Here is a 20,543-nt window from a genome sequence, read left to right on the forward strand (position 1 = left end):
GACACGCCCTCCACCACGGCCTGGCGTTTCCTGTCACACGCCTGACCCCTGGCCTCGCTACACTGAAACCCAGTGTCGCGGGGCTTTTGCCTGTTCCGCCTGACTGGCAGGAAACGCCCGTCAGTGCTATATTCCTGCCTTCTGTTGAATTGCTCGGGCCATCGCCCGGATACGACATATGGACTTACCCAGTTACCGCCTTTTGAACACCTCAACTGAGCTTCCCCGCTAAATTCCCGCCACACCGCATCCTCTGCATGCCCGTGTTGTCGGGGCAGGGAGGAGGATGTGCGCATGAACGCTTTCGACACCCCGAAAAACCCGGAAAGCCTGCAGAGCAGCCTGCAGCAAGTTCTGGCGCTGCTGCACAAGCACCGCCTGGTGGAAAACCTTGTCCACAAGCAGGATATGCCCAAGCATACCCTGGTGGAAAACCTCGTCCACAAACAAAACCATCACGCCCTGCAAAAAAAGCTCGACCAGCTGCACACGGCTGACGTGGCCTATATTCTTGAATCGCTGCCGCTGGAAGACCGGCTGGTGGTGTGGGATCTGGTCAAGGCCGAGCGCGACGGCGATATCCTGCTGGAAGTGTCCGACGCGGTGCGCGAATCGCTGATTGAGGTGATGGACACCCACGAGCTGGTGGCCGCCGCCGAACAGCTGGACGCCGACGAATTGGCCGACCTCGCCCCCGATCTGCCGCAGCAGGTGGTGTACGAGGTGATGGATGGGCTGGACAGCAAGGAGCGCGAGCAGCTGCAGTCGGCGCTGTCCTACCCCGAAGATCAGGTAGGCAGCCTGATGGATTTCGAGCTGGTAAAAATTCGCGCCGACGTGACACTGGAAGTGGTGCTGCGTTACCTGCGCCGTTTTGACGAACTTCCCGACCATACCGACAAGATTTTTGTGGTGGATGAAGCCGACCGGGTACAGGGTGTGTTGTCGCTGAAAACCCTGCTGGTATCCGATCCGGACGCGCTGGTGGAAACCATGATGGCCCGCGATGTGGTGACCTTCCGCCCAGAAGACGACAGCGGCGACGCCGCCCAGGCGTTTGAACGCTATGACCTGATTTCTGCGCCGGTGGTCAACGCCGCTGGCGAGCTGATTGGCCGGCTGACCGTGGATGAGATGGTGGACGTGATCCGCGAGGAATCCGACAGCGAAGTGCTCTCCATGGCCGGCCTGAAAGAAGAAGAAGATCTGTTTGCCAGCGTGTGGGATTCGGTGAAAAACCGCTGGGCCTGGCTGGCCATCAATCTGGTGACTGCGTTTGTTGCCAGCCGGGTGATTGGCGTATTTGAAGGCGCGATTGAAAAACTGGTGGCGCTGGCAGCATTGATGCCGATTGTGGCCGGGATTGGCGGCAACTCCGGCAACCAGACCACCACCATGATTGTTCGCGCACTGGCACTGGGCCAGCTGCAAACCAGCAGCGCCATGCGACTGTGGCGCAAGGAGCTGGGCGTTTCCACCGTCAATGGCCTGGTGTGGGGCGGGATTATTGGCCTGATTGCCAGCCTGCTGTACGGCAGTTTTTCGCTCGGGGTAGTGATGACCTGCGCCATGACGCTGAACCTGATGCTGGCGGCCACCATGGGGGTGATGATTCCAATGCTGATGGTGCGCTTTGGCCGTGACCCGGCCATGGGTTCGTCGGTGATGATCACCGCCTGCACCGACTCTGGCGGCTTTTTCATCTTTCTTGGCCTGGCTTCGGTGTTTTTGCTATGACCACACTGGCCGAACTGACCCAGCACGCCGGCCTGCCCCGGCTGGAAGCACAACTGCTGCTGGACGCCGCTGGCGGCGGCAATCGCGTCACCCAGTTAACCTGGCCGGAGCGTGAAGCCAGCGCCGAGGTATCGGCCCATTTTGCCCAGCTGTGCGCACGCCGGCTGGCGGGCGAGCCGATGGCCTATTTGCTGGGCGAGCGCGAGTTTTTTGGTCTGGATTTGCAGGTGTCGCCAGCCGTGCTGATTCCGCGCCCGGATACGGAAACGCTGGTCGAGCAGGCCTTGCTGCGCCTGCCAGCCAGCGCGCGCGTGCTGGATCTGGGCACCGGCAGCGGGGCAGTGGCGCTGGCGCTGGCGCATGCCCGGCCCGATGCCGACGTCTGGGCGCTGGATGTCTCCGCTGCGGCGCTGGCCCAGGCCGAAGCCAATGGCCAGCGCCTGGGCCTGCAGGTGACCTGGCGGCTGTCCGACTGGTTTGCCGCCGTGACCGGCGAGCGCTTTGCCCTGCTGGTGTCCAACCCACCCTATATTGCAGCGGATGACCCGCACTTGCAGCAGGGGGATTTACGCTTTGAGCCAGCCAGTGCGCTGACCGACTTTGCCGATGGCCTGAGCGCCATCCGCCAACTGGCCGCCGGTGCGCCTGCCCATCTTTTGCCAGGAGGCTGGCTGCTGATTGAACATGGCTGGCAGCAAGCTGATGCGGTGCAGGCCATCTTGCACCAGGCCGGCTTTGCCGAGGTGGCATCCTGGCAGGATCTGGCCGGCCATCAGCGGGTCAGCGGCGGGCGCTGGCCGAGTGCCACCGCCTGACGCCGCCATTCAGCCCAGCACATACTTGAGCACAAACACCCCGGCAATCAGCGCTACCGGCCAGCCAATCTGCTGACGCCGGCCAGCGGCCAGGTTCAGCGCGACAAAGGCAATGGCACCAAAGGCAATGCCATCGGCAATCGAAAAGGTGAAGGCCATGGTCAGCGCACACAGCAGCGCTGGTGCAGCTTCAGTAATATCATCCCAGTTCAGCAGGGCAAAGCCCTTGAGCATCAGCATGGCCACATACACCAGCGCTGGCGCAGTGGCCCATACCGGAATGGTGGCGGCCAGCGGGGCAAAGAACAGGCTGGCCAGAAACAGCACCGCCACCGTCACGGCGGTCAGCCCGGTGCGCCCGCCAGCGGCAATGCCCGTGCTGCTTTCCAGATACGACGTGGTGCTCGACGTGCCAAGCAGCGCGCCCACACTGATGGCCGTGCTGTCGGCCAGCAGCGCCCGGTTCAGCCGTGGCAGCCGGCCCTGAGCGTCCAGAAACGGGCCGCGTTGCGCCACGGCAATCAGCGTGCCTGAGGTTTCGGTCAGGCTCATCAAAAAGAACCCCAGCACCACGCTCAACACTGCCGGGGCCAGCGCGCCGGGAATATCCAGCTGCAGCCAGGTGGGTGCCAGCGAGGGCGGCAAGGCAAACACCCCGGTGTATGGCGTCAGGCCGAGCAGCACCGATACGGTAGTAATCACCAGAATCCCCAGCAAAATCGCCCCCGGCACGCGCCAGCGCTCCAGGGTGACAATCAGCGCAAAACCGGCCAGCGCCAGCAAGGGCTGCGGCTTGTGCAAATCGCCCAGCCCCACCAGGGTATCCGGATTGGCCACCACCACGCCGGCCTGTTGCAGCGCAATCAGCGCAATGAACAGCCCGACACCAGCGGAAATGGCTTGCTTGAGCGACAGCGGAATCCCATTAACAAAGCCTTCGCGCAGCCGGGTCACGCTGACCAGCATGAACAGCACGCCAGAGACAAACACCGCACCCAGCGCGGTCTGCCATGACATCCCCAGCCCCTTGACCAGGCCAAAGGTGAAAAACGCATTAATGCCCATGCCTGGTGCCTGGGCAATCGGGTAGTTGGCCAGCAGCCCCATCACCGCCGAGCCGATGGCGGCAGCCAGGCAGGTGGCCACAAACACCGCGCCATGGTCCATGCCGGCCTGCGCCAGGATTTCCGGGTTGACGAACAGGATGGAGGCCATGGTCAGGAAGGTGGTGAGGCCGGCAAGCATTTCAGTGCGTACCGAGGTCTGCGCGGCGCGCAGCTGGAACAGGGATTCAAACATGGGGAAACAGTACCTTGAGGATGCGCCGGATGGGATTTCCGGCAAACCGGCCAGTTGGAAACAGCCAACCGCCACGGCAGGCCCGACGGTTGGCGCAATGCGCAGTCAGGCCAGCACGGCAATTATCCCGACCCATGCCGGGCGGGTCAATTTTGTCTGATGCGCCCAGCATGGGTCAGCGTGGCTACAATGAAGCAACCCTTGTATTGGCGCACACGTTCGGCTCAATGCATGGTGTATTTCTTGCTTAATAGGCCGGCCCATCCGGGCTGTGATGATTTGTTCGCGGAAGCCCCCATGCTAGAAGACCGTTTTGGCCGGCGCATCGACTATGTGCGCCTTTCGGTGACCGACCGTTGCGATCTGCGTTGCAGCTACTGTATTCCAAAAGGATTCAAAGACTTCGAAGAACCAGAACACTGGCTGACCTTCGATGAGATTGAGCGGGTGATCGGCGCGTTTACCCGTCTGGGCACCCGTCGGGTGCGGCTGACTGGCGGCGAGCCACTGCTGCGCCGGGATATCAGTACGCTGGCAGCGCGACTTTCTGCCCTACCTGGCCTGGACGATTTGTCCCTGTCCACCAATGCCACGCAACTGGCCCGCCATGCCCCGGCGCTGAAAGCGGCTGGCGTCAGCCGGCTGAATGTCAGCCTGGATTCGCTGCGCCGCGACTGCATCACCGAAGTCACCGGGCGCGACAGCCTGCCGCAAATTCTTGATGGCCTGATGGCGGCCAAGCAAGCCGGGCTGACGCCAATCAAAATCAATATGGTGGCCATGCAGGGAGTAAACCACGATGACATCGAGGCGATGGTGGGCTTCTGCATCGAGCACCAGTTTATCTTGCGCCTGATCGAAACCATGCCGATGGGCGACACGGGCCGCAGCGCGCAGTATCTGGATCTGCAACCCGTGCTGGCCCGACTGCGCGACAGCTTTGGTCTGCGTCCGCAAACCGCTACCCTGGGCGGCGGCCCGGCCAGCTACTGGTCAACCGCCGATGGCCGGTTCACCCTGGGGGTGATCACCCCGATTTCCCAGCATTTTTGCGCCACCTGCAATCGGGTGCGGCTGTCGGTGGATGGCACGCTGTATATGTGTCTGGGTCAGGAAGAAAGCCTGGCGCTACGCCCGTTGCTGCGCGCCGGCATCAGCGATGCAGATCTGGAAGCGGTGATCCGCCAGGCGATTGAGCTGAAGCCGGAACGGCATGAATTTCTGGAAACGCCGGGCAAGGTGGTGCGGATCATGGCCAAGACGGGCGGCTAAGCGCCTGTTCAAAGCGCGCGCGGTGGGCCATGAGAAAATGGCGTGGGGCGCTCTGGCTGTTCGCCCGGCATTCCGTGGGGCCGACGCGCGGGACAATCAGCCCGGCGCAGCCGGGTTGGGCGCGGGCGGCATCTGCGCCTGTAGCCAGTCGCGCAGCAAGGCGTCGGCTTCGCGGCCCAGGCTGACCGCTTCCACCAGAAACTGCGCCAGCAAGGTGGCAAACGCTATTTCGTCCGGGCGTAGCGCCAGATAGCGCTGCGCCGCCTGCAACAGGCGCTCGGCCAGTTGCAAGTGACGTTCGCGCACCTGCATCCATACCGCCTGTGGCGAACACGGTATGCTGGGCTCACCCAGCCAGGCGTACTGAAATGCTTCGGCCACCACACGGGTGAATGCTGCCGCGCCTGCGCCGCCCACCCAGGTCCAACTGCGCGGCAAGGGGGCCAGACGGTCCAGCCACTGCTGGGCGGCGGGGTCAGCCTGGGGCTGGCCGCCCACGGCGAGGGCAAAACCGTATTGCCCACCCCACGGTGCCAGCGGCCCGGCCAGTTCCAGATAATGCCCACCCAGATCGTGCACCCGGCTTTCCCGCTGTGGCCGCTGTTCAAACCAGTCGGTAGAGACGTCCAGCACCACATCGCCGGGACGCAGCACCTGGTGCAACGGTGGTGCAGCAAACAATCCTTCGCCAATCAGCAGGCAGCGCAGGCCGTTGAGCAGCATGGCATCCTGCCAGTCATGCCCGCGCAGCACCACCCCGCCCTGACGAAACGCCCGTTCTGCCAGCCAGCCCAGTGCCGGGGTCTCGCCGAGTACGGCCAGTGCCGTCATGGCACACCTCCCAGCAGACGGGTGCTGACCTCGGGCAGGGCCAGCTGGGCCAGAAACCAGGACAGCGCTCGCCCTGGCCGACGTTCGCGCCAGGCGTAGTACACCGGCGCGGGCGGATTGGGGTGTTCCACCTGGCACAGTTGCAACGCACCGGACTCAATCGCCGGCAGCGCCAGCCAGCGCGGCAAAAAGCCAACGCCCAGCCCAGCTTGCTGGGCCGCCAGCTTGGCGTCCATATCCGGAACGGTGAGGATATCCTGGCCGGCCAGCAAGGGTGAGCTGCGCGGAGGCAGACGGCGCGACGAATCTGCCGCCACCACCGCCCGCCAGGCGCGCACCTGCTCCAGGCTCAGCGGCCCGCGATGCTGGGCCAGCGGATGTTTCGGTGCCACGGCAAAAACAAAGGAAACATCGCCCATGCGAGCAGTGCGGTAGGCACCGGGCGGGCCATCACCCGGCGCGCCAATCACCAGATCGACGCGTGGCTCCAGCAGCGCGTCCCAGTTGCCGCCAAACACTTCGCGGCTGAGACGGATCTGGGTGCCGGCGGCTTGCTGGTCAAAGCCTTGCACCAGCGCCAGCACGCCGGCCAGCGGAATCAGGTCGCTGACGGCAATGCGCAGCTCGGTTTCCCAGCCAGAAGCCAGCCGCTTGACCCGCTGTTCCAGCGCCATGGCGGCATTGAGCAGATGACGGCCATCGCGCAGCAAGGCCTGACCCACCGGCGTGAGTTTGGCGCGGTGGCCGCGCCGGTCAAAAATACTGACGCCGAGGTCCTGTTCCAGCTTTTGCACCGCATAGGTCATTGCCGACGGCACGCGATGCAGTTCCTCGGCCGCGGCGGCAAAGCTGCCATTGCGATCGATAGCATCGAGAACAGTGAGTGCGTCGAGAGTCAGCCGCATAATTGTCTGAAAACGTCAAAAACCCTGGGTTGTGAAAGACACACTGGCGGATGCAGAGCATACACGGGCAGCCCGGCGACTGTCGTGCGGAATCTGGTGACAATGTGGCAGGCACACTGGGCTAACAGGGGGCTGAGCCGCCGCAGTGACGCCAAATCGCTTCACACCCCCCTGCCGATTGGGCGATGAGCACGAAGGGGCTTGTCACTTGCCGCCACCAACTTATCCTTAATGCGTATGCTCAAATTATTATGACGATAATATTATATTATCGCATAATTCTAAATTCCGGCTTCTTTTAGCGGTTTTATCCGTATTTCTACGGATATCTCTCCTGCCTTTGCTGTCATTGACATTCATTTGACTTAGATCAAGGTCACCCCAGACTCTTACATCAAAAATAGCGCGCTTTGGCATTGCATACGGTTGATTCTGCTGGATTGTTAGCTACTATGTGGCCACGCAAGTACGTTAACACCATTAACACAAAGCATGTTATTCAATTGTTTGTTTGAAAAACCGACACTCAAGACAGTAATAGCAAGCCAACGCGCTTGCTACGCATTCTGGCCTGCGCATTGGGCTATCCAGCAATGTCAAAATTGACATGGCGGATAAAAATACCGCGCTGGAATACACCATGGGCAAGCAGGTTTCCCGTCAGATTGGCCATACGTAATGAACAAAAGGTCATTAGTCAGGATCAAGCTGAACCGGATATTCCTTGTGCGGTGAGTCATGCCGGCTTCCCCAGACTTGCTTGATTTTTCTTTGGCTTTCACCTCGGCTGCAGACAGACGTTCCCTGCCGCAGTCAACGATTGGGCGTTATCTTTTACAAAAATGAAAATAAATCTTCCTGTCACCCAAACCGAAAAACCCTTCACCCGTGGCACGATTGTCACCAAAACCGACCTCAAAGGCGTGATCACCTACGCCAACGATGCCTTTGTCCAACTGTCCGGTTTTGAGCGCGAAGAACTGCTGGGCAGCAACCAGAACATCGTCCGCCACCCCGACATGCCCCCGGCTGCTTTTGCCGATATGTGGCGCACACTAAAAAACGGCCACACCTGGAAAGGCATGGTCAAAAACCGCTGTAAAAACGGCGACCACTACTGGGTGTCGGCATTTATCGTGCCGGTCAAGCAGCAAGGCCAGATTATTGGCTATATGTCGGTGCGCTCCCCGGCCAGCCGTCAGGACATCGCCCAGGCCGAAGCGCTCTACCAGAAAATTGGCAAGGACGGCCAGCTGCCAGCCAAACGCCAGGCTGCCCTGTCGGTGTTTGCCATCCGCATGATCTCGATGGCCGCCCTCAACCTGCTGATTGCTGTGGCTGCCCTGGCCGAACCGCAATGGCTGAAACTGACCTGTCTGCCGCTGGGCCTGAGCATCATGGCGCTGATGGACTGGCGCGCCTACCGCGGTCGCGCCCGCCAGCAACACATCATCCACACCCTCGACCGGATTGCCGAAGGCCGGCTGACCAGTCAGCTGGACACCGACCGCTTTGACGAAATCGGCCGCATCGAAGCCGGTCTGGCCACCATGCAAGTGCATATCAAGGTGATGATCGACGACCTGTCCAATGCCGCCAGCCTGATGCACACCCACAGCACCGGCCTGCATCAGCTAATGTCACAGCTGATGGAGCGCTTTGCCCAGCAATCGCATGAAGTGGCCGGTGTATCTGGCGCAGTGGAAGAAATGAGCGTCTCGGTCTCACAAGTGGCCGAACACGCCGGCAGCGCCGCCGTAGCCGCCGGCCAGGCCACCGGCGTCGCCCAGGTGGGTGCTGGCCATATGGCGCAGTCGCGCGAGGGAACCCGTGAAGCCGCCCAGAATGTCAGCGCGGCCCAGGCCACCATCCAGGATCTGTATCAGTCGGTGATCAAGATCAGTACTGTCACCGACACCATCCGCGAGATTGCCGACCAGACCAATCTGCTGGCGCTGAACGCCGCGATTGAGGCTGCCCGTGCTGGCGAGCAGGGACGCGGCTTTGCCGTGGTGGCCGACGAAGTGCGCCGGCTGGCCGAGCGCACCGGCCACAGCACCGCCGAAATCAACCAGATTGTTGCCAGCATCCGTGTGGTCACCGACTCGGCTGTCGCCAATATGCGCAAAGTGGGCGACAGTTCGGAGCAAAGCGAAATCCACCTGGCCGACACCGCCCGCAGCCTGGATGACATCCTGCAGGCCAGCCGGGCAGTGGAGCAGATGATGCGTGGCATTGCCGACACCAATGTGCAGCAATCGGCCACCGCCCACGACCTGGCCGAACGCACGATCAATATCAGCACGCGGATTGAGGCATCCACCCAGGAAATTGCCCAGGCCGGCACGCTGATTGCCGAACTGGCCACCAAGGCCGACCAAGTGCAGGAGATGGTCAGACGGTTTGATACCGGGGATCGGCGCGGTTAAGGCCGCCAGCGCATTGCCAGAATGCACAGACCGGACCCAGCGCCCACTCTGGCATGATGCCAGGGTGGGCGTTGCCGCATGTTGCGCCGGCTCAGCGTCGTCGCCGTATTCTGCCAATGTCTTCATGAGGCAGGCACGAGCATGGCGGGGCCAGCAACTGGCAGGCGTCCAGCTCCAGCGCCAAGGCAAGCTTCTCGATATTGTCCAGAGAAATATTCACCCTGGCGCGCTCTACCTGACTGATGAAGGTACGGTCCAGCTGGGCGACAAAGCCGAGCTGTTCCTGGGATAAACCTTGCGCCACCCGGCGGCGGCGCAGATTGTAGGCCAGCACATCACGGAGTGAACTGAGCGGGAGCGGAGAACAGGAAAGTTTCAGGTGAGCAGACATGCCAATATCGTCGGCATGAAACTGATAGGCATCTACGGTTTTTACATCACCTTATCTTGCGGCAGGTGATGCAAAAGCTGTGTAGCAGGGGAATGCGCTATGCTAGAATTTTTAATCGGTGCATGACTTAACATTTCGTCATAGCTAAAACTATTCAATCTTCTGCCAAAGCGCCCCGCCATGTTCAATGCCCGACTCAAGCAAGCCTACGCCAGTGCACAACAGGAATTGCAACAGCAGCACGCCGTGATGGCTGCGCTGGATCGTTCCACTGCGATCATCCGTTTTGACCATGAGGGCAAGGTGTTGTCGGCCAACCGCAACTTCCTGAGCGCGCTGGACTACAGCAGTGAAGCTGAGGTGCTGGGCAAGCCGCACAGCCTGTTTTGTGTGCGTGAAGACATTGCCAATCCGGACTACCAGCGCTTCTGGGAGCGTTTGCGCCGGGGGGAGTATTTCAGCGGTCGGGTCAAACGCCAGACCGCCAAAGGCCAGGTGATCTGGCTGGAAGCCACTTACAACCCCATTCTGGACAGCCACGGAGCGGTGCAGTCGTATATCAAGTTTGCCACCGACATTACCGAACAGGTCAATGCCGAAGCCATTCGTCAGGCCAAGCTCAACGCCATCAATCGGGCGATGGCGGTGATCGAATTCACCCCAGATGGACTGATTCTGGCCGCCAATGACAATTTTCTGGCCACGCTGGGCTATCGTCTGGACGAAGTGAAAGGCAAGCATCACCGCATGTTTTGCGACAGCGAATTTGTCAACAGCGCAGAATACCAGGCGCACTGGCAGCATCTGGCGCGCGGGGAAGTGTTTGCCGGCCAGATCAAGCGGGTGGCCAAGGATGGCTCCGAGCGCTGGCTGGAGGCCAGCTATAACCCGGTGTTTGGCCACGACGGCAAGACCGTGGTGTCGGTGGTGAAATTTGCCACCGACATTACCGAGCGGGTGCAAACCCAGCGCAAGGAAAGCGAAAGCGCACGGTTTGCCTACGAAGTGGCGCAAGAAACCGAAGCGCTGTCCGGCACCGGCGCAGACAATATCCGCCGCAATGCTGCCGCCATCGAAGACATGGCCGGCAGCATTGAGCAGGCCGGGCAGAATGTGCAGGCGCTGGGCCAGCGCTCCGAACAAATCACCTCAATCGTACAGACCATCAAGGACATTGCCGACCAGACCAATCTGCTGGCGCTGAACGCCGCGATTGAAGCCGCCCGCGCCGGCGAGCAAGGACGCGGCTTTGCCGTGGTGGCCGACGAAGTGCGCAAGCTGGCCGAACGCACCTCGTCGTCCACGGCGCAAATCAGCAAGATGGTATCCGACATCCAGCAGCAAACCAGCCTGGCAGTGGACAATATGGCCGCCATTCAGCAGCAGGCCGGGCAAAGTGTGAGCCTGACCCGCGAAGCTGGCGACACCCTGGCACAAATTCTGGAAGGCGCGCGTTCGGTGGTGAAGGCCATCAGCCAGTACGCCGAAGCGGAACGCACCCGCTAGAAAGCGAAGCACTGAAAAAATCGTTATCCCCGTGAGGATGGGGATAACGATTGGGGTTGCAGGGGTTGCTTTTTTGCTCATCGCCTCCCGCTGACCGCTACAATACCCCCATGCCCCACGACACCGACGCCTCCTACAAGCTGCTGTTCTCCGCCCCCGAAGTGGTGCGTGACCTGGTGCTGGGATTCATCCCCGACGACTGGCTGCACAGCCTGGATTACACCACCCTGGAAAAAATCCCCGGCAGCTACGTCACCGACGACCTGCGCGACCGCGCCGATGATGTGGTCTGGCGAGTCAAGGCCGACGGTGAATGGGTGTATCTTTATCTGCTGATTGAATTTCAGAGCACTGCCGACCCGTGGATGGCGGTGCGGATGATGACTTACCTTGGCCTGCTCTATCAGGACCTGATCCGGCGCGGCGACGTACTGCCAGGCCGGCGGTTGCCGCCCGTGCTGCCGATTGTGCTGTATAACGGCCAGGGCAACTGGCGGGCCGCCACCGACATCGCCGATCTGATTCCCAAAGCCCCCGGCCTGGTGGCCAAACACCTGCCCAAGCTGGAATACCTGCTGATCGACGAAAACCGCTACACCGACGCCGATCTGGCTGAGCTGAAAAACCTGGTGGCGGCCATCATCCGGGTAGAACATCCGGAAAACGAACAGGCACTGCTGCAACTGATTGATCTGTTGAACGAATGGCTGGAAGGCAAGCCAGAGCTGAAACGCACGTTTGCCATCTGGATCCGGGCCGTGCTGTTAAGACAAAGCAAACACACCCTGGCCTTGCCCAAGGTGCGCGACTTGAAGGAGCTGAAGATGACCTTGGCCGAACGGTTTGACCAGTGGGCGCAGCAGTATGAGCAGCGTGGCAAGCTGGTGGGGTGGCAGGAGGGCTTGCAGAAAGGTCAGCAGCAAGGTCGGCAAGAGGGTCGCCAAGAAGGTCGGCAAGAAGGCGAAGCCCTGTTGCTGCAACGCTTGCTCACCCGCCGCTTTGGCGTACTGCCTGCTGACTGCGTCGCTCGAATCTGTGCCGCAAGTTCCGGACAACTGGAGCAGTGGAGTGATCGGGTACTGGATGCCAAGACATTGGCCGAGGTGTTTGAACACGCCTGATCAGCGCCGATCAAGCCGCTCATCATCGCATCTGCCGCAGCAAAAACGCATGGGTCAATGTGCCCGCCGGTCGCCCCATGTTGAGGTGACCGCCTGCCTGCTTATTGTGCGCCGCACCATTTTCTGACTGCTTTATCCTTCCTTCAGCACGCCCCGCATCGCTTATTCGTTCCCTCTCAAAGTAATCGCGCGCCATGGCTGTTATACGGTTTATCCAGTCAAGACCGCTTTTCATGCACGATACCGGTCTGATTCAGACAATAATATCGTTATACATCTGTTTTTATAGGCGAATTTCAGGCAAGGAAATTGCTGAATATGGGGTAAGCGTTACCCGCATGGCCGGGCAGACACCACCCTGTCAGCCTCTGTCGGTACGTGGATCGCCGCTTGCGGCGATGAGCTGGCCCTCTGCACTGGGCTGACGTCCTAGACCAAATGTCGCAAACCTTTCATTTGGCATGGCGCGGGACAGACAGATTGTCAGCTTTGATTCATCCCGCCGCCTGACGGCCTGGCTTCACGCTGGGCAAGGCTGGCATACGGTGGTTCCCCCCTGGCTCCAAGGCCAGCACCACGATGAATACACGAAAGAGCGCGCCGCCATGAAACTGAACTTACCGGTCTCCCAGCATGAAAAGCCGTTTACCCACGGCACCATTGTCACCAAAACCAATCTGCGTGGGGTCATCACCTACGCCAACGACGCCTTTGTTGAAATGTCCGGGTTTGAACGCAGCGAACTGATCGGGGCCAGCCAGAATATTCTGCGCCACCCAGACATGCCACCTTGTGTGTTCGAAGACATGTGGCAGCAGCTCAAGGCCGGGGAAACCTGGCAGGGGGTGGTCAAGAACCGCTGTAAAAACGGCGACCATTACTGGGTGTCGGCCTTTATTGTGCCGGTCAAGCAGGATGGCGTGACCACCGGCTATATGTCGGTGCGCACCCCGGCGGCGCGTCAGGACATCAGCCAGGCTGAAGCGCTTTACCAAAAACTGGGCCGTGATGGCCGGCTGCCCAAACGCCGCCGGCTGCCAGTGCTTACCGACGCCCGAGTCAATCTGGCCGCGCTGCTCACCTTCAATAGCCTGCTGCTGATGCTGGCCCTGCATCATGGCCAGGGCCAGGACTGGCTGGCCATGCTGCTGGGTGCCGCCGTGTCGGCTGGCCTGCTGCTGCGCGGCTTTGCCTCCAACCAGCGCATGCGCGCCATTGCCCAGACCCTGGACCGGATTGCCGAAGGCCGGCTAAGCAACCGGGTGCGCATCGACCGCCGCGACGAAATTGGTCAGGTGGAAGCCGGCCTGGCCACCATGCAGGTGCATGTCAAGGTGATGATCGACGACCTGACTCAGGCCGCCACGCTGATGCATTCTCACAGCCAGGGCCTGCACCAGCTGATGTCACAGCTGATGGAGCGCTTTGCCCAGCAGTCCAGCGAGGTGACCGGGGTCTCCAGCGCGGTTGAGCAAATGAGCATTTCGGTGTCGCAAGTGGCCGAACACGCCGGCAGCGCTGCCGGCGCGGCGGGCCAGGCGCGGGCAGTGGCCAGCAGCGGAGCCAGCCAGATGGCACAGTCGTGCGAGGAAACCCGCGAAGCGGCGCGCACCGTACAGCACGCGCAACTGACCATTCAGGAGCTGTATCAGGCGGTGGTGAATATCGGCACGGTAACCGACACCATCCGCGAGATTGCCGACCAGACCAATTTGCTGGCACTCAATGCCGCCATCGAAGCTGCCCGCGCTGGCGAGCAAGGGCGCGGCTTTGCCGTGGTGGCCGACGAAGTGCGCCGGCTGGCCGAGCGTACCGGCCACAGCACCGCTGAAATCAACCAGATTGTCGCCAATATCCGCGTGGTGACCGATTCTGCCGTGGCCAGCATGGCACAGGTGGGGCAGCGCACCAGCCAGGGTGAACAGCATCTGAGCGACACGGCCAGCAGCCTGAACGAAATTCTCCACGCCAGCGCCGAGGTGGACCAGATGATGCGCAGCATTGCCAGCACCAACACCCAGCAGTCTGCCGCCGCACGCGAACTGTCCGAGCGCATGCTGAACATCAGCCACCGGATTGAAGTATCAACACAGGAAATTGCCCAGGCAGGTGGCCTGATCCGGGATCTGTCGCTGAAGGCCGAGGAAATGGGCACGCTGGTGCGCCATTTTGATACGGAACACTGTGCCGCCTGAGCGGCGAGTGCGGCGGGCGTGGAAACGCATGCTCGCCGCACGCGGTGCTCACGCCCGGCACCACGGGCCAAGAAACCACCTGCGCCATTACTCCAGCAATTCAGGGAACAACACCTCGGTGAATCCCAGCTGGCTGATGTCCTTCATCCGCATCGGGTAGAGCATGCCCCACAGGTGGTCGCACTCATGCTGCACCACCCTGGCGTGAAACCCGGATACCGTGCGGTCAATCGGCTGGCCCTGGGCATCAAAGCCCTGATAACGCACTTCGGCGTAGCGCGGCACCACGCCGCGCAGGCCGGGGATGGACAGGCAGCCTTCCCAGTCGTCGTCCATGGTCGCGCCCATCGGGGTCACGGTAGGGTTGATCAGCACGGTGGGCGGCACCGGCTCGGCATCTGGGTAGCGGAGATTGGCCTTGCCGCTGCCAAAAATCACCACCTGCCAGGGCTCGCCAATCTGCGGCGCAGCCAGGCCGGCACCGTTGTGGGCGGCCATGGTGTCGCGCAGGTCTTCCAGCAGTTGCTGCAATGCCGGGGCGGTAAAATCTTCAATCGGGCGTGCCTGGCTGAGCAGCCGGGCATCGCCCATTTTCAGGATCGGTCGTATCGCCATGATCGGTCTGTCTCCTTGGTATGCGTGTGATCGGCCATGCGGCTCAGTGATACAGGCCCAGCGCCAGCGTGGTGGCCAGCAGGCGCTCCACCTTGACCATCGCCTGTTCCATCACCACGCCAGCGGCAGTAAAGTCGATCTGGCCGGTGCTGGTGCCACAGCCGGCAGCATCGTTGGCCACCACTGCCACACAGGCGTAGTCCAGTTTCAACTCGCGCGCCAGCACGGCTTCCGGCATGCCGGTCATGCCCACCATGTCGGCACCGTCGCGGCGCAGTCGGGCAATTTCGGCAGCGGTTTCCAGCCGGGGGCCCTGGGTGCAGGCGTAGGTGCCGCCATCCAGCACGTCCAGCCCGGCCTGCAATGCGCCGTCCAGCAGGCACTGGCGCAGGCCAGGGGTGTAGGGCTGGGTAAAGTCCACATGCACCACGGGTGAGTCTGGCCCTTCAAAAAAGGTGTGCTTGCGGCCCCAAGTATAGTCGAGCAATTGGTCAGGGATAGCCAGCGCACCAGGGGCCAGTCCGGGGTGGATGCCGCCCACCGAACCGATGGCCAGCACATGGCGCACCTGCTGCGCCTTGAGCGCCCACAGATTGGCCCGGTAGTTGATTTCGTGCGGGGCGTGCATATGGCCATAGCCATGTCGGGCCAGAAACACCACATTGCGCCCGGACAACTGGCCAAAGGTCAGCGCACATGAGGGCTCGCCATACGGCGTGCGCACCACCTGGCGGTGTGTGGTTTGTAAGCTGGCCAGCTGCGACAGGCTGCTGCCGCCAATAATTGCAATCATGAATACTCCGCAAACCCTCAAAAAACCGGGACATTGCCCGGTGGGAAACCCGTCTGGCCGCCAGGCTGGCGCGCCCGATCACCCGCTCAGCGCAGTGCCTGATCGTGCCGGTGCATGCGTCGCCAGCGCCAGTACAGGCACAGGTCATCCCAGACCGGTACCAGCCCCATCAGCAGCAAGGCCAGCGCCAATGGTACGGTGGCAATCACCCCCACCCGCTGAAACACCAGCGCCCCGCATACCCCGCCACAAAAAAACATCAGCAAAATCATGCCCTGCACCGCCAGCTTGCCCAGCACCCGCTGGCGCGCCTCCCGCTCCAGCGCTGGCCCCAGGCAACGACCCAGGCCAATGCCGATATCGGTGAGCAAGCCGGTGACATGGGTGGTGCGGATTTCGGCGTGGGACAATTTGGTGATCATGGCGTTTTGCCAGCCCATCATCAGGCACAGCAGCCAGGCGGTCATCGACAGGGTGAGTGCCACCTTGGGAAACATACGGCTGGCCAGGATGCCAAACAGCAGCATCAGGCAGGCCTGGATCACCAGCACCAGCGCATATTCGCTGCGCAGCCGCCACCGTCGCGCCCACTGAATGCTCAGGGTGCACAACACGCTGCCGGCCAGAAAGCAGCCCAGCGACACCAGGGTGGTCCAGATCAGCCGTTGTTGTTGCAGCACCAGCGCATCGGCCAGGGTGGACACCATGCCGGTCATGTGGGAGGTATATTGATGTACCACCAGAAACCCGCTGGCATTGGCGGCACCGGCAATCCACGCCAGCATCGCGCCCAGTTGGCGATTGGCTTGCGGGGTGCGATGGTGGTGCAGCAGATGACGGGCAAGGCGAACAGGCATGATACGTTATTGTGCCATGAACGCCGGGAAAACGCTGGAAAACAGGGCTGTTTAAGGGGTTCTCTAGGCGCTCGCTGCCCGCCTGTTCGCGGTTTATTCCCCGGCGGCCCAGCGCCGGCGCAGTTCGGCTTTTTGCACCTTGCCGGACGAATTCAGCGGCAGCGCGTCCAGCTGGCGCAGCTCACGCGGGCATTTGAACCGGGCCAGACAGTGGCTCAACGCCGCCTGCAAGGCAACGACATCCAGCGTGTGGCCTGCCGCCATTTGCACAAAGGCGCAGCCCACCTCGCCCCAGCGCGGATCGGGAATACCAATCACCGCTGCGGCCACCACGCCGGGCTGGCGCTGAATGGCGGCTTCCACCTCGGCAGGGTAGACGTTTTCGCCGCCGCTGATATACAGGTCTTTTTTACGGTCAACCACGTAATGAAAGCCATCGGCATCGCGGCGGAACAGATCGCCGGTTTGCAGCCACGGCCCGGCAAACAGCGCGGCGCTGGCGTCCGGGCGCTGCCAGTAACCCGAGCACAAGGTGGGGCCGGCCAGCCAGAGCTCGCCCACCTGCTCCGGCCCGACCTCCTGGCCGTGTTCGTCCACAATGCGCGCCTGGGTGCCCCAATTGGGAAACCCCACCGAGCCGCGATGCGACACGGCGTAATCTTCCGGCAGGGTCAGGCAGTTCACCCCGGCTTCGGTCAGTCCGTAGCCCTGCTTGAAGGTGAGCCCGCGCTCGGCCCAGCGCGCCATCAGCGGCAGCGGGCAGGGCGCGCCGCCAGACATGCAAAAGCGCAGGCTGCGCAGGTCAGCCCCGGCAAAATCGGGGTGGTCGGCCAGCAACTGGAACATGGTGGGTACGGCAAACAGCACGGTCAGCTGCCACTGGCCCACTGCCGCCAGTACGGCTGCCGGGTCGAAGCGCGGGAGCACCACCACCAGCCCACCGCGCTGCAGCAGCGGCAGGGTCAGCACGTTCAGCCCGCCAGTATGGAAAAACGGCGCATGGGCCGTGCTGCGATCGGCGGCGGAGAGATCCCACGACAGCGCGGTATTGTCGGCATTGGCGGCCAGCATGCGCTGCGACAGCAGCGCGCCCTTGGGCTGACCGGTGGTGCCCGAGGTGTACAGCAACAGCAACGGGGTTTCCGGGTTGATGTCGGTTGTTGGCAACCGCGCCTGGCCCAGCCAGCTGTCCAGCTCGGTCAACGCCACCCGCAGAACCCCAGACAAGGGCGCGGCCAGCGCCGCGTGGGTGGCGTCATGAAACAGATAGCGTGGCCGGGCGTCGTCCAGCTGAAACTGCAATTCCGGCACGGTCAGCCGCCAGTTCAGCGGCATCAGCATGGCTCCCAGCCGGGCGCAGGCAAACAGCAAGGTCAGCGTATCGCTGCGGTTTTCCGCCAGCACCGCCAGCCGGTCTCCGGTGGTTACGCCGGCAGCGCACAGGCCAGCCGCCAGCCGCTCCACCCGCTGGTGAAATTCGGCATACGACCAGCGTAGCAACTCCGCAGGTGCCAGCAGTGCGGGTGCAGCGGGGCGGACCTGGGCGTGATAGGCCAGCCAGTCGGCAGGGTTGGGGCGCAGCATGACAGCTCCTTGGACAATCTCGTCTGCCAGCATGGTAGCAAGATTGCCGACTGGCTGGGGAATGTGGCGGCGGGAGAGGGCGGAGATGAATTCCGCCTGTTCAGCCGCCGGTCTGCGCCACCTGTCTGGCACGCAGCAGATCCTGCCAGGCCTTGGCTTTTTCCGGCAGGCTGCGCAGCAAGTAAGCCGGATGGTAGCTGACCACCAGCGGCACGCCAGCGTACTGGTGTACCCGGCCACGCAGGCTGCCAATGCTGGCTTCGCTATCCAGCAGGGTTTGCGCGGCAAAGCGGCCCAGCGCCACAATCACCGCCGGCTGTTGCAGGGCAATCTGCTGGCGCAGATAGGGCTGGCAAGCCGCAATTTCATCGCCTTGCGGGTTGCGGTTTTTTGGCGGGCGGCATTTCAGCACATTGGCGATATAAATATCCTGCTCGCGGTCCAGCCCCAGCGCAGCCAGCATATTGTCCAGCAGCTTGCCCGCCGGGCCGACAAACGGCAGACCTTGCAGGTCTTCCTGCTCACCTGGTGCTTCGCCCACAAACAGCCAGCGCGCCGCCGGGTTGCCCCGGCCAAATACGGTTTGCGTGCGCGACTGGCTGAGCCGGCAACGCTGGCAGGCGGCCACCTGGGCCTGAAGTTGCGCCCAGCTGGGCAAAGACTCGGGCGGCGCGGGCATCAAGTCCACACTCGGCTCGTCCAGTGGCAGGCTGGCCAGCAGCCTGTCCGGTTCGGCCAGTGCCGGTGCATCCTCTGCCGGCGCGGTGATGCGCTGCGCCACTTCAGGCATGGTCAGCGCGTCAGCCGGCTGGGCTGCGTCTGTGTCGGGCGGCGCGTAGACGGATGGGAGGTCAGCCACTGACGCAGGGGGCGTGTCTGGCGTGACAATCGGAGCTGGGAGGCAGGGTTCTGCTACCACGTCCGCTGCCGCCGCGCACGCACCTGCGTCATCACTAGGGGCTGCCAGACTAGGGGTCGCCAGCGGCAGGCGCGGCAGCCAGCGCGGCCCCAGCCCCAGTGCCTCGAGAATCAGCGTCTGTCGCGCCATCATGACGGCTCCTTCCTGGCCTGTGTCAGGCCGACATCCATCAGACAAGCGTCTTCGCGGCCACCCGCCGCCGGGTAATAGCCCTTGCGCCGGCCAGACAGCTGGAAGCCGGCGCGCTGGTACAGCGCCTGCGCGGCCAGATTGCCCGCCCGTACTTCCAGTAGCAGCCGCTGGGCTCCCTGGGCTTGTGCCTCCGCCATCACGGCATCCAGCAAACGCTGACCCAGACCTTGCCGGCGGCAAGCTGGAGTCACGCCAATATCCAGCAGTTCGGCGTCGTCCAGCACCTGTGACCACACAGCAAACCCCAGCAGCGCGCCATCCGCCGCCTGCAGGCCAAGCAGTTGATGGCCTGCCGCCAGCGAGTCGGCAAACTGGGCTGCCCGCCACGGATAATCCGCCACCTCGGCTGCCAGCGCGGCCAGCGCGTCCACGGCGCTGGCGTCCAGCCTGACCAGCGCGCTCATGCGTTCAGCCGTTCGTGGGTTTTCAGCGCCACCTTGTCGCGCACATAGCACAGCTCGGCGGCCTCTGGTGCGCACGCCGGCCAGCGGCCACTGCGCGCCAGGGCAATCAGCGCCTCGGCGTGCGGGGTTGCCTGGCCATCCACGCCGGCCAGGCAACCACCCAGCCGGGTTTGCAAGGCTTGCGGATGCGCCGCTGCGCCGCTGCCCACCAGCCACCAGCCCTCGCCCGACGGCAAGGGCACGTCGTCCGGGGTGTACAGGCCAGGGGCCAGCACTTCCTCGCCGTCAACATAGCCGGCGTAGTACACCTGCCCCATCCGCGCATCCAGGCAGGCCAGCACCCGGCTGGCCGGCACGCTGGCCGCCAGCACCGCCAGGGTGGATACGGGAATCACCGGAATGCCAAGCGCCAGCGCCAGCCCCTGCGCCAGCCCGCAGCCAATGCGCAAGCCGGTAAACGCCCCCGGCCCATTGCCAAAGGCAATCGCCTCCAGCGCCTGCGCGCTGAGGCCCTGCTCGGCCAGCAAACGGTGCAGGGTGGGCAGGGTGGCTTCGGCATGCTGCTGGCCTACATGGGCGTGGTGGCTGCGCAGCACGCTGCCCGCCGCCACCGTCAGGCTGAGGTATTCGGTTGAGGTATCCAGTGCAACAAGGTTGTTCATCGCGTAAACGGCTTTA

Annotated in this window: 20 protein-coding genes; 8 read left to right on the forward strand and 12 right to left on the reverse strand. The window is 62.6% G+C overall.

Annotated elements, in window-relative coordinates; genetic code table 11:
- Window positions 1-294 precede the first annotated feature (294 nt).
- Both mgtE and prmC read left to right on the forward strand, forming a co-directional pair.
- Window positions 295-1,737, forward strand: a complete 1,443-nt coding sequence (gene mgtE, locus BXU06_RS09845; RefSeq protein WP_077299093.1) for a magnesium transporter — start codon at window positions 295-297, stop codon at window positions 1,735-1,737.
- Window positions 1,734-2,552 carry a peptide chain release factor N(5)-glutamine methyltransferase gene (gene prmC / locus BXU06_RS09850; protein WP_077299095.1) on the forward strand — a complete coding sequence of 273 codons (819 nt, stop codon included), beginning with the start codon at window positions 1,734-1,736 and terminating at the stop codon, window positions 2,550-2,552. The genes mgtE and prmC overlap by 4 nt, the downstream gene beginning before the upstream one ends.
- A 9-nt stretch (window positions 2,553-2,561) precedes the next feature.
- Here the strand turns inward: prmC and BXU06_RS09855 are convergent, their stop codons facing one another.
- Window positions 2,562-3,851 carry an NCS2 family permease gene (locus BXU06_RS09855; RefSeq protein ID WP_077299097.1) on the reverse strand — a complete coding sequence of 430 codons (1,290 nt, stop codon included), beginning with the start codon at window positions 3,849-3,851 and terminating at the stop codon, window positions 2,562-2,564.
- On the opposite strand from BXU06_RS09855, the gene BXU06_RS17710 reads away from it, so the two are divergent.
- The gene (locus tag BXU06_RS17710; protein ID WP_171982182.1) at window positions 3,850-4,011 is read left to right on the forward strand and encodes a hypothetical protein; all 162 of its coding nucleotides are present in this window, start codon (window positions 3,850-3,852) and stop codon (window positions 4,009-4,011) included. The two genes, BXU06_RS09855 and BXU06_RS17710, sit on opposite strands and share 2 nt — an antisense overlap.
- Before the next feature lie 137 nt (window positions 4,012-4,148).
- Complete coding sequence (moaA, locus tag BXU06_RS09860) at window positions 4,149-5,123, forward strand: GTP 3',8-cyclase MoaA (RefSeq protein WP_077299100.1); 975 nt, start codon at window positions 4,149-4,151, stop codon at window positions 5,121-5,123.
- 96 nt (window positions 5,124-5,219) lie between these two features.
- On the opposite strand, the gene BXU06_RS09865 is transcribed toward moaA, so the two are convergent.
- The gene (locus BXU06_RS09865; RefSeq protein WP_077299103.1) at window positions 5,220-5,954 is read right to left on the reverse strand and encodes a hypothetical protein; all 735 of its coding nucleotides are present in this window, start codon (window positions 5,952-5,954) and stop codon (window positions 5,220-5,222) included.
- Window positions 5,951-6,859, reverse strand: coding sequence for a LysR family transcriptional regulator (locus BXU06_RS09870; protein ID WP_077299105.1), 909 nt, complete (start codon window positions 6,857-6,859; stop codon window positions 5,951-5,953). Before BXU06_RS09870 ends, BXU06_RS09865 begins: the two co-directional genes overlap by 4 nt.
- 842 nt (window positions 6,860-7,701) lie before the next feature.
- Here BXU06_RS09870 and BXU06_RS09875 point away from each other — a divergent pair.
- Window positions 7,702-9,288, forward strand: a complete 1,587-nt coding sequence (locus tag BXU06_RS09875) for a PAS domain-containing methyl-accepting chemotaxis protein (protein ID WP_077299107.1) — start codon at window positions 7,702-7,704, stop codon at window positions 9,286-9,288.
- A gap of 91 nt (window positions 9,289-9,379) precedes the next feature.
- Here the strand turns inward: BXU06_RS09875 and BXU06_RS09880 are convergent, their stop codons facing one another.
- Window positions 9,380-9,679 (reverse strand): helix-turn-helix domain-containing protein, encoded by a 300-nt coding sequence (locus BXU06_RS09880; protein WP_077299109.1) that lies wholly within the window; start codon window positions 9,677-9,679, stop codon window positions 9,380-9,382.
- A gap of 180 nt (window positions 9,680-9,859) precedes the next feature.
- On the opposite strand from BXU06_RS09880, the gene BXU06_RS18490 reads away from it, so the two are divergent.
- Both BXU06_RS18490 and BXU06_RS09890 read left to right on the forward strand, forming a co-directional pair.
- Window positions 9,860-11,185, forward strand: a complete 1,326-nt coding sequence (locus tag BXU06_RS18490; protein ID WP_077299111.1) for a PAS domain-containing methyl-accepting chemotaxis protein — start codon at window positions 9,860-9,862, stop codon at window positions 11,183-11,185.
- A gap of 110 nt (window positions 11,186-11,295) precedes the next feature.
- Window positions 11,296-12,306 (forward strand): Rpn family recombination-promoting nuclease/putative transposase, encoded by a 1,011-nt coding sequence (locus tag BXU06_RS09890; RefSeq protein ID WP_077299113.1) that lies wholly within the window; start codon window positions 11,296-11,298, stop codon window positions 12,304-12,306.
- A gap of 22 nt (window positions 12,307-12,328) precedes the next feature.
- Here BXU06_RS09890 and BXU06_RS17420 read toward each other — a convergent pair whose 3' ends face one another.
- The gene (locus BXU06_RS17420; protein ID WP_150125170.1) at window positions 12,329-12,541 is read right to left on the reverse strand and encodes a hypothetical protein; all 213 of its coding nucleotides are present in this window, start codon (window positions 12,539-12,541) and stop codon (window positions 12,329-12,331) included.
- Between the two features lie 370 nt (window positions 12,542-12,911).
- On the opposite strand from BXU06_RS17420, the gene BXU06_RS09895 reads away from it, so the two are divergent.
- Entirely contained in the window at window positions 12,912-14,501 is a 1,590-nt protein-coding gene (locus BXU06_RS09895) for a PAS domain-containing methyl-accepting chemotaxis protein (RefSeq protein ID WP_171982183.1), read from the forward strand.
- Between the two features lie 87 nt (window positions 14,502-14,588).
- On the opposite strand, the gene def is transcribed toward BXU06_RS09895, so the two are convergent.
- From def to tsaB, 7 genes are all read right to left on the reverse strand, one after another.
- Entirely contained in the window at window positions 14,589-15,116 is a 528-nt protein-coding gene (gene def / locus BXU06_RS09900) for a peptide deformylase (RefSeq protein WP_077299117.1), read from the reverse strand.
- A gap of 43 nt (window positions 15,117-15,159) precedes the next feature.
- A complete protein-coding gene (locus BXU06_RS09905; protein WP_077299119.1) occupies window positions 15,160-15,909 on the reverse strand; it encodes an S-methyl-5'-thioinosine phosphorylase in 750 nt (249 codons plus the stop codon).
- An 86-nt stretch (window positions 15,910-15,995) separates the two neighbouring features.
- A complete protein-coding gene (locus BXU06_RS09910) occupies window positions 15,996-16,766 on the reverse strand; it encodes a YoaK family protein (RefSeq protein ID WP_077299121.1) in 771 nt (256 codons plus the stop codon).
- Between the two features lie 93 nt (window positions 16,767-16,859).
- A complete protein-coding gene (locus tag BXU06_RS09915) occupies window positions 16,860-18,350 on the reverse strand; it encodes a long-chain fatty acid--CoA ligase (RefSeq protein WP_171982184.1) in 1,491 nt (496 codons plus the stop codon).
- Window positions 18,351-18,450: 100 nt separating this feature from the next.
- Window positions 18,451-19,401, reverse strand: coding sequence for a uracil-DNA glycosylase family protein (locus tag BXU06_RS09920; protein ID WP_253189440.1), 951 nt, complete (start codon window positions 19,399-19,401; stop codon window positions 18,451-18,453).
- Window positions 19,398-19,865 (reverse strand): ribosomal protein S18-alanine N-acetyltransferase, encoded by a 468-nt coding sequence (gene rimI, locus BXU06_RS09925; protein WP_077299125.1) that lies wholly within the window; start codon window positions 19,863-19,865, stop codon window positions 19,398-19,400. Before rimI ends, BXU06_RS09920 begins: the two co-directional genes overlap by 4 nt.
- Entirely contained in the window at window positions 19,862-20,527 is a 666-nt protein-coding gene (gene tsaB / locus BXU06_RS09930; RefSeq protein ID WP_077299127.1) for a tRNA (adenosine(37)-N6)-threonylcarbamoyltransferase complex dimerization subunit type 1 TsaB, read from the reverse strand. The genes rimI and tsaB overlap by 4 nt, the downstream gene beginning before the upstream one ends.
- Window positions 20,528-20,543: the final 16 nt, after the last annotated feature.

Origin of the sequence: Aquaspirillum sp. LM1 (assembly GCF_002002905.1) — a bacterium.
Classification (GTDB): domain Bacteria; phylum Pseudomonadota; class Gammaproteobacteria; order Burkholderiales; family Aquaspirillaceae; genus Rivihabitans.

Bases quoted from the DNA above. Each gene is read 5' to 3' on its own strand.
- BXU06_RS17420 (WP_150125170.1), bottom strand. From the start codon at position 12,541: ATGAAAAGCGGTCTTGACTGGATAAACCGTATAACAGCCATGGCGCGC.
- BXU06_RS17710 (WP_171982182.1), top strand. From the start codon at position 3,850: ATGGGGAAACAGTACCTTGAGGATGCGCCGGATGGGATTTCCGGCAAA.
- BXU06_RS09915 (WP_171982184.1), bottom strand. From the start codon at position 18,350: ATGCTGCGCCCCAACCCTGCCGACTGGCTGGCCTATCACGCCCAGGTC.
- BXU06_RS09895 (WP_171982183.1), top strand. From the start codon at position 12,912: ATGAAACTGAACTTACCGGTCTCCCAGCATGAAAAGCCGTTTACCCAC.
- BXU06_RS09920 (WP_253189440.1), bottom strand. From the start codon at position 19,401: ATGATGGCGCGACAGACGCTGATTCTCGAGGCACTGGGGCTGGGGCCG.
- BXU06_RS09880 (WP_077299109.1), bottom strand. From the start codon at position 9,679: ATGTCTGCTCACCTGAAACTTTCCTGTTCTCCGCTCCCGCTCAGTTCA.
- rimI (WP_077299125.1), bottom strand. From the start codon at position 19,865: ATGAGCGCGCTGGTCAGGCTGGACGCCAGCGCCGTGGACGCGCTGGCC.
- def (WP_077299117.1), bottom strand. From the start codon at position 15,116: ATGGCGATACGACCGATCCTGAAAATGGGCGATGCCCGGCTGCTCAGC.
- BXU06_RS09890 (WP_077299113.1), top strand. From the start codon at position 11,296: ATGCCCCACGACACCGACGCCTCCTACAAGCTGCTGTTCTCCGCCCCC.
- BXU06_RS09855 (WP_077299097.1), bottom strand. From the start codon at position 3,851: ATGTTTGAATCCCTGTTCCAGCTGCGCGCCGCGCAGACCTCGGTACGC.
- mgtE (WP_077299093.1), top strand. From the start codon at position 295: ATGAACGCTTTCGACACCCCGAAAAACCCGGAAAGCCTGCAGAGCAGC.
- tsaB (WP_077299127.1), bottom strand. From the start codon at position 20,527: ATGAACAACCTTGTTGCACTGGATACCTCAACCGAATACCTCAGCCTG.
- prmC (WP_077299095.1), top strand. From the start codon at position 1,734: ATGACCACACTGGCCGAACTGACCCAGCACGCCGGCCTGCCCCGGCTG.
- BXU06_RS09865 (WP_077299103.1), bottom strand. From the start codon at position 5,954: ATGACGGCACTGGCCGTACTCGGCGAGACCCCGGCACTGGGCTGGCTG.
- BXU06_RS09910 (WP_077299121.1), bottom strand. From the start codon at position 16,766: ATGCCTGTTCGCCTTGCCCGTCATCTGCTGCACCACCATCGCACCCCG.
- BXU06_RS09905 (WP_077299119.1), bottom strand. From the start codon at position 15,909: ATGATTGCAATTATTGGCGGCAGCAGCCTGTCGCAGCTGGCCAGCTTA.
- moaA (WP_077299100.1), top strand. From the start codon at position 4,149: ATGCTAGAAGACCGTTTTGGCCGGCGCATCGACTATGTGCGCCTTTCG.
- BXU06_RS18490 (WP_077299111.1), top strand. From the start codon at position 9,860: ATGTTCAATGCCCGACTCAAGCAAGCCTACGCCAGTGCACAACAGGAA.
- BXU06_RS09870 (WP_077299105.1), bottom strand. From the start codon at position 6,859: ATGCGGCTGACTCTCGACGCACTCACTGTTCTCGATGCTATCGATCGC.
- BXU06_RS09875 (WP_077299107.1), top strand. From the start codon at position 7,702: ATGAAAATAAATCTTCCTGTCACCCAAACCGAAAAACCCTTCACCCGT.